Source organism: Lysinibacillus fusiformis (assembly GCF_016925635.1).
GTDB lineage: Bacteria > Bacillota > Bacilli > Bacillales_A > Planococcaceae > Lysinibacillus > Lysinibacillus fusiformis_F.
This window is the reverse complement of the sequence record NZ_CP070490.1, coordinates 2,608,173-2,621,804: the sequence shown is the minus strand read 5'-3', so window position 1 is coordinate 2,621,804 and position 13,632 is coordinate 2,608,173. Positions and strand designations below refer to the sequence as shown.

At 37.5% G+C, this 13,632-nt stretch carries 14 protein-coding genes and 1 other annotated feature; of the genes, 4 read left to right on the top strand and 10 right to left on the bottom strand.

Annotation, left to right across the window (positions count from 1 at the left end):
* Positions 1-2 precede the first annotated feature (2 nt).
* The 3 genes from JTI58_RS12760 to spxA form a co-directional block, all read right to left on the bottom strand.
* Positions 3-1,124, bottom strand: coding sequence for a competence protein CoiA (locus tag JTI58_RS12760; RefSeq protein WP_205441370.1), 1,122 nt, complete (start codon positions 1,122-1,124; stop codon positions 3-5).
* A gap of 195 nt (positions 1,125-1,319) precedes the next feature.
* Positions 1,320-1,988 (bottom strand): adaptor protein MecA, encoded by a 669-nt coding sequence (gene mecA / locus JTI58_RS12755; RefSeq protein ID WP_004227456.1) that lies wholly within the window; start codon positions 1,986-1,988, stop codon positions 1,320-1,322.
* A gap of 434 nt (positions 1,989-2,422) precedes the next feature.
* Positions 2,423-2,818 carry a transcriptional regulator SpxA gene (spxA, locus tag JTI58_RS12750; protein ID WP_025116803.1) on the bottom strand — a complete coding sequence of 132 codons (396 nt, stop codon included), beginning with the start codon at positions 2,816-2,818 and terminating at the stop codon, positions 2,423-2,425.
* Between the two features lie 490 nt (positions 2,819-3,308).
* Positions 3,309-3,530, top strand: a binding site (T-box leader).
* A 117-nt stretch (positions 3,531-3,647) separates the two neighbouring features.
* On the opposite strand from spxA, the gene trpS reads away from it, so the two are divergent.
* Positions 3,648-4,637 (top strand): tryptophan--tRNA ligase, encoded by a 990-nt coding sequence (trpS, locus tag JTI58_RS12745; RefSeq protein ID WP_205441368.1) that lies wholly within the window; start codon positions 3,648-3,650, stop codon positions 4,635-4,637.
* A gap of 2 nt (positions 4,638-4,639) precedes the next feature.
* On the opposite strand, the gene JTI58_RS12740 is transcribed toward trpS, so the two are convergent.
* The 4 genes from JTI58_RS12740 to JTI58_RS12725 all read right to left on the bottom strand — a co-directional run bounded on the left by JTI58_RS12740 (position 4,640) and on the right by JTI58_RS12725 (position 7,904).
* Positions 4,640-4,861, bottom strand: coding sequence for a YuzI family membrane protein (locus JTI58_RS12740; RefSeq protein WP_016994330.1), 222 nt, complete (start codon positions 4,859-4,861; stop codon positions 4,640-4,642).
* Between the two features lie 105 nt (positions 4,862-4,966).
* Entirely contained in the window at positions 4,967-6,208 is a 1,242-nt protein-coding gene (fabF, locus tag JTI58_RS12735) for a beta-ketoacyl-ACP synthase II (RefSeq protein ID WP_205441366.1), read from the bottom strand.
* Positions 6,209-6,238: 30 nt separating this feature from the next.
* The gene (locus JTI58_RS12730; protein ID WP_205441364.1) at positions 6,239-7,177 is read right to left on the bottom strand and encodes a beta-ketoacyl-ACP synthase III; all 939 of its coding nucleotides are present in this window, start codon (positions 7,175-7,177) and stop codon (positions 6,239-6,241) included.
* Between the two features lie 157 nt (positions 7,178-7,334).
* Complete coding sequence (locus JTI58_RS12725) at positions 7,335-7,904, bottom strand: hypothetical protein (RefSeq protein WP_205441362.1); 570 nt, start codon at positions 7,902-7,904, stop codon at positions 7,335-7,337.
* A 284-nt stretch (positions 7,905-8,188) separates the two neighbouring features.
* On the opposite strand from JTI58_RS12725, the gene JTI58_RS12720 reads away from it, so the two are divergent.
* The gene (locus tag JTI58_RS12720; RefSeq protein ID WP_004227469.1) at positions 8,189-8,383 is read left to right on the top strand and encodes a YjzD family protein; all 195 of its coding nucleotides are present in this window, start codon (positions 8,189-8,191) and stop codon (positions 8,381-8,383) included.
* Between the two features lie 49 nt (positions 8,384-8,432).
* Here the strand turns inward: JTI58_RS12720 and JTI58_RS12715 are convergent, their stop codons facing one another.
* Positions 8,433-10,559, bottom strand: coding sequence for an ATP-dependent Clp protease ATP-binding subunit (locus tag JTI58_RS12715; RefSeq protein WP_205441360.1), 2,127 nt, complete (start codon positions 10,557-10,559; stop codon positions 8,433-8,435).
* Between the two features lie 268 nt (positions 10,560-10,827).
* Between JTI58_RS12715 and JTI58_RS12710 the strand changes: the two genes are divergently transcribed.
* Entirely contained in the window at positions 10,828-11,514 is a 687-nt protein-coding gene (locus JTI58_RS12710) for a Crp/Fnr family transcriptional regulator (RefSeq protein ID WP_205441358.1), read from the top strand.
* Positions 11,515-11,572: 58 nt separating this feature from the next.
* On the opposite strand, the gene JTI58_RS12705 is transcribed toward JTI58_RS12710, so the two are convergent.
* Together JTI58_RS12705 and JTI58_RS12700 are read right to left on the bottom strand one after the other, a co-directional pair.
* Positions 11,573-11,881: a metal-sulfur cluster assembly factor gene (locus tag JTI58_RS12705; RefSeq protein ID WP_036120908.1), complete on the bottom strand. Its 309-nt coding sequence runs from the start codon at positions 11,879-11,881 to the stop codon at positions 11,573-11,575.
* Between the two features lie 53 nt (positions 11,882-11,934).
* Positions 11,935-12,699, bottom strand: a complete 765-nt coding sequence (locus JTI58_RS12700; protein WP_205441356.1) for a prolyl oligopeptidase family serine peptidase — start codon at positions 12,697-12,699, stop codon at positions 11,935-11,937.
* Between the two features lie 121 nt (positions 12,700-12,820).
* Here JTI58_RS12700 and JTI58_RS12695 point away from each other — a divergent pair, with 121 nt between their 5' ends.
* Entirely contained in the window at positions 12,821-13,630 is an 810-nt protein-coding gene (locus tag JTI58_RS12695) for a Cof-type HAD-IIB family hydrolase (RefSeq protein ID WP_205441354.1), read from the top strand.
* The last annotated feature ends 2 nt before the right edge of the window (positions 13,631-13,632 follow it).

The following is a 13,632-nucleotide window of genomic DNA, read 5'->3' as shown; positions in this document are numbered from 1 at the left end:
TCTCAGTATATTGTGGCAATTGCAAATAAATGTACATAGACTTGCTCACAATTATCTAGTGAACCATCTTCATGATTCATTCGCTGAAGAAGTTGTCCATAATTTTGAATAGCTCTTACTGCTTGTTCGGTTATTTCTAGCTGATGCTGACATAAAAAATTTTTAATCTGATGCTTGGTTAATTCAAATGGTTGACACCCTAATTGTTTACTAAAATACAACAGCATCGTTTGCCATTCACTCGTGAATAAAGAGATAGACGCTCCTTCTTGCACTGGAATACCAATGTATGGCGGCATAGCAGTAAGAGAAAGATTTAATTCATAGCAATTGCGTAAAAATGGATCTTGTGCCCCCTTCTTATTATGTAAAAGACGACTATACGCAAATTGCCTACAAGTCTGTTTATAGAGCTGCCAATAGCTTTGAAATTCTTCTTTGGTAATACGCTTTGGTATATAAAAAGGAAAATGCTGTTGATTGACCGGAATTTTTTGTACTTTGCCTATGAAAGTATGCCCGTGAACATGAAGAAGATTCGTCCAATAAATAAAATGGGCTGTCACCGCGTTGTACGTCAGTAAATAAGGCAAATCTGTTGTCGTTGTTATAAATGCTTTTTGCAGCAATGGGGAGATTCTAATTTTTCTGATGCCGTTGATTGCTTCTTTGCTTTGAGGAGTTTGAAAAAGCCAAATTGCTTGTATATCGTTTTTTTCATAGCCCATTGTTCGTTGATGCCATTTTTCATGAGAGATTGTGCTACATTGAAATTCAACTGCGAAATGCCCCTCATCGATTGTAACGAGCAAATCAGGGCGCTGAGAAAGCTGCTTTAAAAATGGCTCTAGTTCCACCTGATGTCCATTTTTTTTGAACCACTCATATAATTGCATTTTACCTTGTAAATGTAGTTTAGATTCACCTTCTGCGAATAGCTGTGAACATTGATTTTTAGTGAAGTGGGCAAAGTGGGGAATATTATAGTTACCTATTTTCAATTGAACTTGTTCCAAACATTGAGGACAAAAAAATTTCATCTGCCGCCTATATCGCTGTAAAGCTTTCCTCGTATATTGATATGGGAGAAATAGCTGCTGTTGATTGTTATAGGCAATAAGCATATAATCAGCTCCTTTTTAGCCAACTATAATAGAATTGGGTTGCACGAACAAAAATAAAGCCGTTTTTTCTTGAAATTTTAAAAATGCGACCTTATTCAAAAATCCATGATGTTGAACGCATAAAAAAGGACTGTAGCAAAACTCGATTCTTTTACGAGTTTCACTACAGTCTAAAATAATTAGGTGATTCATTGCTTATGCAAAGTATTTTCGAACTGTTTCAAAGCAATTGAATTCCATAATTTTTTCACCGTACTCCTCTAGACGATGAATTGTAAAATTAGATGGTGTTAAAAATTCCTTGATAACTGCATTTCTATCATGACGATTTAAATCCTCATCTGCGTTTCCGAAATCAACAACTAGATAGTACCAATTTTCATATTTGAATAATGAGGAATCCACTAATTCGTCTGTCATTCGTTTTGCGACAGGGATTAACTCATCAATATCTTTAAATTTATAAACATAAATGTCTGTATCCATAAATAATTCTGACTCATCCATGTCACCAAATTGAGTTAGTTGGCTAAGAAGATCCTCTCCAACTTCATCGAATGGTGCAAACATATCTTTGTGTTCATCAAAATTCGAATGACCATCTAATGTTTCACCGTCTTTTAAAATATGTGCACGTGTGACAATGATTTCTAAGCCAACTTCAGATGCATTGATATGAATCCAAATCGGACCCTCTACATCAAAATAATCCTCCGTGTTTACTTCATCAATCATATCCCAAAAAAGTTGCTCACCCTTTGCTCGATTGTACCAAATTTCTTCACGACTATAGCCGCGATCCTCTATATCATTGTACGTAATAAAGAGCTTGAGTGTATTTTCATTTACACGTTCGATGTCCACTAGACCTCATCTCCCTTCACTGTCATATGTCGAAAAACAGTTTTGTTTCATTAGTATGCTTTTATTCTTTGTTTTTAACCTTCATACTGCATTTGTTTTTCAACCTTTGACCACACTACAGTAAAACCATCGAGTAACCGTAAACATGAATTTTTGTATTCACAGTTGTCTCTAACTCTATTGTATGCTGTTCTGTCATAAAATGAAAAGGATATACACCGTTTCACAGAAGATATTTGAATTATTGAAATTGTAGTAAACTATTTAACTTAAATCAAGTTTAACATACTTTTACGGAAATATATGACTTTTCCCTATTAATTATTATACTTCATATAGAAGGTTTTACAGAAGTAAAACATAAAAAAAAGATGTCACAACATGCATTCCACATCTGTAACATCTATTACATATATTATTCAGAATAGAAAGGTTTAATTCACCATTCGTTGCGCTTCTTGTAATTGATATGCTCGAACTTTTCGAGGTAAGAAACGACGAATTTCATCTTCATTGTAGCCAACCTGTAGACGTTTTTCATCTAAAATGATTGGTCTACGTAATAAGCCAGGATATTCCTGAATTAATTCATATAAACGTTGTAATGGTAAACTTTCAACATCCACATTTAATTTTTGGAATATTTTTGAACGAGTAGAAATAATTTCATCAGTTCCGTCTTCTGTCATACGTAAAATTTTTTTTATTTCACTAATGCTGAGCGGTTCAGAAAATATATTACGTTCTGTATATGGAATTTCGTGCTCCTCTAACCAAGCTTTCGCTTTACGACAAGAGGTACAACTTGGTGATGTAAATAGGGTTACGATCATTCTGACACATCCTTTCATTTCGAATCATTATCTATAAACCAGAACCAGTGTGTTAAATTAGAATTAATGTAATGTAAAATACACAGTACCATTATACAGTACTCCGCTGTATTTGAATATAGTTCCAATAAAAAAAGTCTGAACCTATCCCTAAATATTCTGTCTATTTATACAGCTTTTTAATGTAGTGTATTTTCTTCAAACTTATGTGCTACTACTACCATTCCCACTTTTCAAGCATTTTAAACATCCAAACATCTATCTTACTTGTTCTCATTTAAGAAAAATAAACGAGAAAATTGTCAATTCGACGTGTACACCTCAACAATATTTTAATAAAAAAATTTATATTTATAACAAAATTACATAACAAAAAAAGCATATAATTTTTTCTCGAAAAAAAACACCGTCAAAAGTCTGACTTTACATAAAGAAATCTTTATAATATAATTCTTTGCAATCAAATCAATTTGAACAATTTAAATTGAGAAAAACGCTGACGAAGAGTAGTACATATGCTAATTCACGTATAGAGAGTCTGTGGTTGCTGCAAACAGATCGTGGAGGCATGTGGAATGGACTTCCGAGTTAGCTTTGTGAACGCTTCTTAAAGCTAATAGCAAAGCTCGTCCCTTCACGTTACGAAGCTGAGTGGCCTTTTTAGGCAAGCTGGGTGGTACCGCGGATTCAAACATCATTCGTCCCTTCATTAGAAAAAATCTAATGAGGACGCATGATGTTTTTTTGTCTTCATCAAACAGATTGAAAGATGAAGGTAACGCTGCTGACAATTGTCACAGAATTTGAATTCGAGGAGGAAATTTTAATGACAACTATTTTTTCTGGCGTACAGCCTACAGGTATCGTAACTTTAGGGAACTATTTAGGAGCATTCAAGCAATTCCCTGCACTACAAGATGAAGGAAATGCGGTTTATTGTATCGTTGATCAACATGCCATAACTGTTGCACAGGACCCTAAAGAATTACGAGAAAGTATTCGTAAGCTAGCTGCTACCTATATTGCTACGGGCATTGACCCTAAAAAATCTACGTTATTCATCCAATCAGAGGTGCCAGCGCATGCTCAGGCAGGATGGATGTTACAATGTGTTGCGTCTATCGGAGAGCTAGAACGCATGACACAATTTAAAGAAAAATCACACGGTAAAGAAAGCGTATCTGCTGCTCTTTTAACATACCCACCTTTAATGGCTGCAGACATACTACTTTATAACACAAATATTGTTCCTGTCGGCGATGATCAGAAGCAGCATATCGAACTGACTCGTGACCTAGCAGAACGCTTTAACAAACGCTTTGGTGATGTTTTAACGATTCCAGAAATTCAACTACCAAAAGCAGGCGCTCGTATTAAATCCTTACAAGAGCCAACAAAGAAAATGAGTAAATCAGATCCAAATACGAAAGCGACAATCCGTTTATTAGATACGGCGAAAGAAATTGAGAAAAAAATTAAATCAGCCGTTACAGACTCTGACGGTATCGTTGCATTTGATGTGGAAAATAAACCAGGCGTTTCAAATTTATTGACAATCGAATCGGCTATTTCAGGTATAGCGATTGAAGATTTAGTCAAAAAATATGAGGGAATTGGATATGGTGGATTCAAGCAAGGTGTAGCAACAGCAGTGATTGAACACCTAACACCTATTCAAGAAAAATTCTATCATCTAGTAGAATCATCCGAATTAGATGTCATTCTAGATGAAGGTGCTGAAAAGGCGAATGCGATTGCTAGTGCTACATTAAAACGTATGGAAGATGCCATGGGTCTTGGTCGCGCACGTCGCTAAACTTACGGCTTGTCTGAGGATCGATCAAAGCCTAGATCAAGCACAACTGCACAGATGATAATACAGGCTCCTACCGCCATATAAAATTCTGTTGTTTGAAAAATAAACTTGAAAACAACCTTCCATGAATAACCTAGTGTGCGGTAATTTAAATACAATATGAGATTCCCTACTGAGAGGATCATTAAGCCATAACTTACTAAAAATAAAAAGAGACGAAACATCGTAGTGGCATCCTTTCTATTTCTTCTTACTTATCATTTATTCACAAAACTATAAAAAAAGACGTCAGCCATTTAAATTCGGCTGACGTTTTTTATGTTTACATATTAGGCTTCATATTTTTTGAATAGAAGACTTGCGTTGTGACCACCAAAACCAAGAGAATTACTCATTGCGTATTGAATACTTGCCTCTCTTGCTTCGTTTGGAACATAATCTAAATCACATTCAGGATCAGAATCTTTTAAATTGATTGTAGGAGGTAAAATCCCTTCTTTAAGGGCTAATGCTGTGAAAATCGCTTCCACACCACCAGCTGCTCCTAATAAGTGACCCGTCATCGATTTTGTAGAGCTCATTGCAAGCTTATACGCATGCTCACCAAAAGCAGTTTTAACAGCTTGTGTTTCAAATAAATCATTGTATGGCGTACTCGTACCATGAGCATTAATATAATCAACTTGTGATGGCTCTACGCCACCATCTGTTAACGCTTGCGTCATCGCACGTGCTGCACCTTCACCCTCTGGAGCTGGAGCCGTAATGTGATGTGCATCACCTGTTGCACCATAACCTAAAACTTCAGCATAGATTTTGGCACCACGAGCTTTTGCATGTTCATATTCTTCTAAAATAACGATACCTGCACCTTCTCCGATAATAAAGCCATCGCGGTTTTTATCGAATGGGCGACATGCTGCTTGTGGGTCTTGATTTAATGATAAAGCTGTATTGGCACAGAAGCCTGCCACAGCCATTGTTACGATTGGTGATTCAGCACCACCCGAAATCATTACATCTGCATCCCCACGTTCAATTACTTTAAAGGCATCCCCTATAGAGTTTGTACCCGAAGCACATGCCGTTACAGAGCAAGAGTTAATTCCCTTTGCACCAAAGTGAATAGAAACTTGGCCCGAAGCCATATCAGGAATCATCATTGGAATAAAGAATGGACTAACACGTCTTGCACCACGCTCTTGGAATGTTAAAAATTGTTGTTCATATGTTTCCATTCCACCGATACCAGAGCCAATCCATACACCTGCACGTGGAGCTAGCTCTTCATCAATTGTTAGCTGTGCATCTTCCATAGCCATAATGGAAGCAGCTAATGCGTATTGTGTGAAACGATCCATTTTACGTGCTTCTTTACGATCAATATATTTTTCAATATCGAAGTCCTTCACTTCTGCTGCGATTTTTGCTGCAAAAAGATCTTTATTTAAACGTGTCAGCTCACCTATGCCAGATTTACCAGCTTTAATGTTTGCCCATGTTTCTTCGATGCTATTTCCTAGTGGTGTAACTGCGCCAATTCCTGTAATTACTACTCGTCGTTTACTCATTGTCTTACTCCCCTCAAGCATTTTTCCTACTTATTTTCCCCATCTCATGGCTACGGCACCCCATGTTAAGCCGCCACCAAAACCTACAAGGACTAATAAATCATCCTCTTTAATCTTACCTGCTTCGAGCTCATCTACCAAGGAAATCCCAATAGATGCTGCTGAAGTATTTCCGTATTTATGAATCGTTTTTGACATTTTTTCTGGTGGTAGCTCTAATCGTTCACGAGCAGATTCCATAATTCGTATATTTGCCTGATGCGGCACTAAAAAATCAACATCTTCTTTTGTTAATCCCGCTTTTTCTAATACATTAACAGCCGATTCACCCATTTGACGCACAGCAAACTTAAACACTTCACGACCATTCATCGCAATTGTGTCTTGCTTCGATAAGTAAAGATTCTTTCCGCCTGTACCGTCTGCACCAAGTTCGAATGATAAAATACCTCTACCTTCAGATACTGGCCCAACGATAGCTGCACTAGCACCATCGCCAAATAATACAGCTGTATTACGATCTTCCCAATCAACGACTTTCGACAGCTTTTCTACACCTACTACTAAGACATATTTATAAGCATTTGCCTCAACAAAATGCTTTGCTGTCACTAAGCTATATATAAATCCTGCACATGCTGCTGCTTGATCCATCGCTGCAGCATTCACTGCTCCGAGTTGTTCCTGAACCATACATGCTACACTTGGAAAATTTTGATCCTGTGTGACAGTTGCTACAAGAATTAAACCAATTTCCTCAGGCGTAATCCCCGCATTTGCAATAGCTTCTTTTGCAGCAGCTACTGCTAAATCTGAAGTTTCCTGATCATCTGCCGCAAAATGACGTTCTTCAATGCCTGTTCGAGTACGAATCCATTCATCCGAAGTATCCATTATTTTTTCCAAATCAAAATTTGTAACGACCTTCTCAGGAACATATTTGCCTATTCCTATAATACCAGCGTTCATATAGCAACCCCTCAGCTTTCTTACTATCAATTATTAGTAACTGGTCATAATTATAACGCATACAAAAGGAAAGACGCAAGATGATTTAAATTTTATGTGTATGAGCGTGGTGTTGTTTCATTATAGAGGTGAAGGAATTTGATGAAATGGGGTTCTTTTATTTTAGAGGGTTTATTATCCTTTGTTGAGCAGTTTCTTTAGTTTTTGGAGCGCTTTTAGTGAACCTAGAGCGGGGTTCACCTATTTTGGAGCGGTTTCTCTCCACCTTTGAGCGGGGTTCTCCCTTTTTGGAGCGCTTTCCATCCATCTTTGAGCGGGGTTCTCCCTTTTTAGAGCGCTTTCTCTCCACCTTTGAGCGGGGTTCTCCCTTTTTAGAGCGCTTTCTCTCCATTTTTGAGCGGGGCCCTTCTTTTTTAGAGCGCTTTTCATCCATCTTTGAGCGGGGGCCTTCTTTTTTGGAGCGCTTTCCATCCACCTTTGAGCGGGGTTCTCCCTTTTTAGAGCGCTTTCCATCCACCTTTGAGCGGGGTTCTCCCTTTTTAGAGCGCTTTCCATCCACCTTTGAGCGGGGGCCTTCTTTTTTGGAGCGCTTTCCATCCACCTTTGAGCGGGGTTCTCCCTTTTTAGAGCGCTTTCCATCCACCTTTGAGCGGGGTTCTCCCTTTTTAGAGCGCTTTCCATCCACCTTTGAGCGGGGTTCTCCCTTTTTAGAGCGCTTTCCATCCATCTTTGAGCGGGGGCATCCTGTTTTTGAGCGCTTTCTATCCGTTTAGGAGCGGATTTCCACTATTTCTGAGCCCTTTTCACCAGCTTAGGAGCGCATTCCCCTATTTCAGAACCATTCCTAAATACTTTAACACCACCAAACATAAAATACAAAAACACATATTTGTTGTGACAAAATCGCCATGTTTCACATAAATGGTTCATTTTTTTTTGATTTATGTTATGATATGATAATGAATATGAGTAAAACCTTATGATGAAAAAAGTTCGGTTGAGGTGAAATTAATGCAATATATCGTAACATTCATATGGTCATTCCTACTAGTTTCTATGTTAAACTACGTAGTCAGCTCTGTACTTGGTGTACCATTTGATTTCAAAACAGGGGCAATCGTTTCGGTTGTATTCTCCATCCTTATCTTTATTATTGGAGCAATCATTCCAAACGACCCTACACCAGAAGCTGCAGACCATCATTAATTCAGCTAGAAAAAACCTGTTCAGCTTCATGCCGAACAGGTTTTTTCTGTTATTTCTCCACAACACATTGGCCATCGCGCATTTTTACATACAATGTCTCCTCTGGTAAAACTTCTCCGCGTAAGAGTTCTTTAGCAACGGCTGTTTCGATATGTCGCTGTACAAAGCGTTTTAGTGGTCTTGCTCCAAATTGGGCATCTGCGCCTTGCTGTACTACCCAATCAATGACTTCTTGCTCGACAGATAAAGTAATTTCTTGCTCTGCCACACGTTGAATCAATTGCTCCACATACTTCCAAGCAATCGCTGTAAAATGTTTAGTAGATAAAGCATGGAAGAAGATGATATCATCCATTCGGTTTAATAGCTCTGGTTTAAAATGTTGTCTTAGAGCTGTCATGACTAAGTCTTCTACAGTAGCATCATTTTCTTTTGCTTCCATTAAATAACTAGAACCAATATTCGAAGTTAAAATGACCACTGTATTTGTAAAATTCACCATACGTCCCTGACTATCTGTAATGCGTCCATCATCTAATATTTGCAATAAAATATTCGCCACATCAGGATGAGCTTTTTCAATCTCATCTAGTAGCACCACAGAATAAGGATTTCGGCGAACGGCTTCTGTTAGTTGTCCACCTTCCTCATAGCCTACATAACCTGGAGGAGCACCAACAAGACGGGACACACTATGTTTCTCCATGTATTCACTCATATCAATACGAATAAAGTGATCCTCTGAATCAAATAACTGTGCAGCAAGTGCCTTGGCAAGTTCTGTTTTACCTACACCAGTTGGGCCTAAGAATAAAAAGCTACCAATAGGTCGGTGTGGATCTTTGATGCCTGCACGTGCACGCCATACAGCTTCTGTCACTAATTGAACAGCTGTATCTTGCCCAACCACACGTTCATGTAATGTATCCTTTAAACGTAAGAGTTTTTCACGCTCACCCTCCACTAATTTTGTAACAGGAATTCCTGTCCAACGTGAAACGATCGCAGCGATTTCATCTGCTGTTACCTCTTCACGTAAAATGCGAGATTCTGCACCGTTCTCTAATTCCTTTTCAAGTGCCTGAATGTCTTTTTCAAGTGTCGGAATTTTACCATGACGTAATTCAGCAGCTTTATTTAAATCATATTTACTTTCCGCCTCATCTAAATCACGACGATATTTATCCAATGTTTCCCGTTTTTTCTGGATATCGTGAAGCTTTTCTTTTTCTGCTTCCCATTGTTGTCGCATGCCCTCAGAGGATTTTTTTAACTTTGTTAATTCCTCACGTAATTGCTCTAGACGTTTTTTACTTGCCTCGTCTTTCTCCTTACGTAATGCCTGTTCTTCAATTTCTAGCTGCATAATACGACGAGTGACTGCGTCTAACTCCTGTGGCATGGAATCAATTTCCGTACGTATCATTGCACAAGCCTCATCAATTAAATCAATCGCTTTATCGGGTAAAAATCGCTCTGTAATATATCGATTGGATAGTTCTGCTGCCGCAACAATGGCTCTGTCATGAATACGTACGGCATGATGCAACTCAAAGCGTTCTTTTAAGCCACGTAAAATGGATACTGTATCCTCTATAGAAGGCTCACGCACTAGTACTTGCTGGAATCGGCGTTCTAACGCGGGATCTTTTTCAATGTACATACGATATTCATCTAAAGTAGTAGCACCAATACAGTGTAATTCACCACGTGCTAGCATTGGCTTTAGCATATTTCCTGCGTCCATAGCGCCATCTGTTTTTCCTGCGCCTACGATCGTATGAATTTCATCAATAAATAGAATAATTTGTCCTTCTGAATCTTTTACTTCTTTTAGCACACCTTTTAAGCGTTCTTCAAATTGCCCACGATAGCTTGCACCAGCGATTAGCGCACTCATATCCAGTTCATATAGCACACATTCTTTCAAGCCTTCTGGTACATCACCTTTTACAATACGCTGTGCTAAACCTTCAACAATCGCTGTTTTACCAACTCCTGGTTCACCGATTAATACAGGATTATTTTTCGTTTTCCGTGTTAAAATACGAATGACATTCCGGATTTCTTCATCACGCCCGATAACAGGGTCCATCTTGCCATTTTTCACTTCTTCAATTAAATTACGTCCAAATTGCTCTAATGGTTTTTTATTGTCTGTTTGTTGAAATTGCATAGCTAGCACTCCTTTACTTTCATGTTTCTCATTATTTATATACCCTATCTTATTCATTTGAAAAAGTTTGACCTTTTTTGACTAACTTTATTTTACATCACTCGACAATGCTTAGCAAAGAAATTGCACTAAATTTTTTTCACTTATTATGGAAATCTACGTTATAATAATGATATGTTTCTATGTTTTAGTATCGAAATCCACTATCCTTTTGTAATAATCGCCATTTATTACAAAAAGAAAGCGATGTGTTGGAGATATGGTTTTAATGGATAATATGTTTGAAAAAATTAAGGATCTTTTTCAAAAGCATGGTGTTTTTATCAAAGTGAATAAAGGAAATAAAATTTTTCTAGAGGGAGAACGGGCAAAAGAAATTTATTACATCCAATCAGGTGTTATTTCGATTAGCCAAGAATCCGAAACTGGCAAGGAATTAACCATTCGTATTTGTGGTCCTGACAGTATAATAGGAGAAGGTTCATTATTTTGTAATCTCGTCTATAATTCGATGACTGCCAAAGTTTTAGAACCCTCTACGCTGTATGTTTTGAGTCGTAAATCTTTGGAGCATTTACTAGAAGAGCAGCCGACAATTATGGTGGAATATATGAAGTGGTTGCAAACAGAAAACTTAAAGCATCAAAGTCGTTTGCGTGATTTAGTGTTAAACGGTAAAAAAGGTGCTCTATTTTCAACGCTCATTCGACTTTCCAATACGTATGGTAAACCTTTAGAAAATGGCTCGATTTTTATTGATTTTCAGCTAACCAATACAGAAATTGCGAATTTGTGTGCAACAAGTCGTGAAATGATCAATCGCATGCTGAATGATTTAAAAAAACATGAGATTATCACTTTTGATAAAGGATTTATTACCATTCATGATTTACAATTTTTAAAAAATGAAATTGCCTGTGAAAATTGTCCATTACAAATATGCCGTATCGATTAATTTCGTTACAAGCAAAAACCCTGCTTATTTTTGAATAAGCAGGGTTTAATATTACATTTTAACGTACACCTAATGCCATTTTTGCATAGCGTGACATTTTATCTTTTGACCAAGGTGGATTCCATACAATATTCACATTTGTACTTTTCACTTCAGGAAGTTCACCTAATGCTGTATTTACTTGATCCACAATGACTGGTCCAAGTGGACAGCCCATCGATGTCAAGGTCATTGTAACAGTTGCGACACCTTCATCATCTAAATCCACATCATATACTAAACCTAAGTTAACGATATCAATGCCAAGCTCAGGGTCAATTACATTTTCTAAAGCACCAAACATGCTGTCTTTCATATCTTGATCCATTCGTATTTCTCCTTCCATCATAGTGTTAACCTTATCATAGCAGATGCATCCTGTTATGCCAAATGCTGTGCAAGCCATTCTGTTGCTGCTAGCATACCGTCACGCGGTACGGCATGTCCAGCTCTTTTGTTCACCATGAACTTTAAATATTCAGGGTTTGCTTGATAGTATTCCCGTAATGTTTCATAAAATTTATACGTTTCGTTGAAAGGAACTGTTTTATCTAATTCACCATGCCAAAAGAATACAGGGCGACCCGCGAATTTTTCTGGTGTTAGACTGACATCATATTTAGCAAGGACATCATTAATTTTTTCTACGTCTTCCTCTGACATAGGCCAGTTTACTCCGCTTTTAGCAAATTGTTGTAATTGATATTCACCCAATTTAATAAAACTAGGTGCGCCCATACATATTGCAGCTGTTTGTATCCAATCATAAAGCTTCAGACAGCCTGATGTCACGATGCCACCCATTGAGGTACCTGCTATGCCAATATTATGACTAGCTAATAATTTTTTATTCTTTAATTCATCATATAATTGTTGTACTTCATGAATAGAATTTAAAACAATGTCCCAAAAATTTAAATTCATTTGCATTTCCGTTAGGCCTTCGCTACGCTCACCATGAAATTTTGCATCTGGCAATAGGACACGCACCCCTTTATGCACCAATTGGTATGCATAGTGTAAGTTATGTTCTTTTGCACTCATAAAGCCATGCAAAAAAATGACTACCGGGGTTTCTTCATTCATCTTGTCTGTATGTATATGTAATAAAGGAATATTTCCCCACACTTCTTTTTCTACAAACATTATTGTCACTCCCAACTATTATCTCATCTTTATGTTAGCAAACTTTTTTCACTGTGACAAAATTTTGACGAATGTAAGACAAAGAGATACTATTCAAACTATAGGAAAGGGGCAACGAGCTATGAAACCGCATTTAATCGTATTAGACTTAGATGGAACTTTATTAACAGATCAACAACAAATTTCTGCAAAAACAAAAAAAACATTATTGCAGGCTAAGGAACAAGGGCATCAAGTGATGATTGCGACGGGACGTCCATACCGTGCAAGCGATCTTTATTATCATGAACTTGGGCTCACTACACCCATTGTTAATTTTAATGGCGCATATGTGCATCATCCTAAAAATGTCTCTTGGCAACATATGCACACACCAATTGATTTAAGTGTCGTACATGATGTTGTTGATTCTATTAACAGTTATGAATACGAAAATATTATCGCTGAGGTAAAAGATGATATTTATGTCCACACAGAAGACGATCGTATTTTAAATATTTTTAATATGGGGAATCCAAGAATTACACTTGGTGATTTATACACACATCTCTTGGAAAATCCCACAAGTTTGCTGATTCAGGCAAATGAAGCCAATTCGGTTATTATACGTGATCATTTACAGGCAGTGCATGCTGAAGTCATCGAGCATCGTCGCTGGGGCGCACCTCTTCATATTATTGAAATTGTGCGTCGAGGTTTAAATAAAGCTGTTGGCATAGCGCATGTGGCAAAAGATTTAGGTATCCCACGTGAGCGCATTATCGCGTTTGGCGATGAAGACAATGATTTAGAAATGATTGAATATGCTGGACTTGGTGTAGCGATGGGGAACGGTATCTCAAGTCTTAAAAACATTGCAAATGAAATAACTGCAACGAATAATGATGATGGAATTGCAAAAATACTCATCGATCGCTTGAAATTATCATAGTT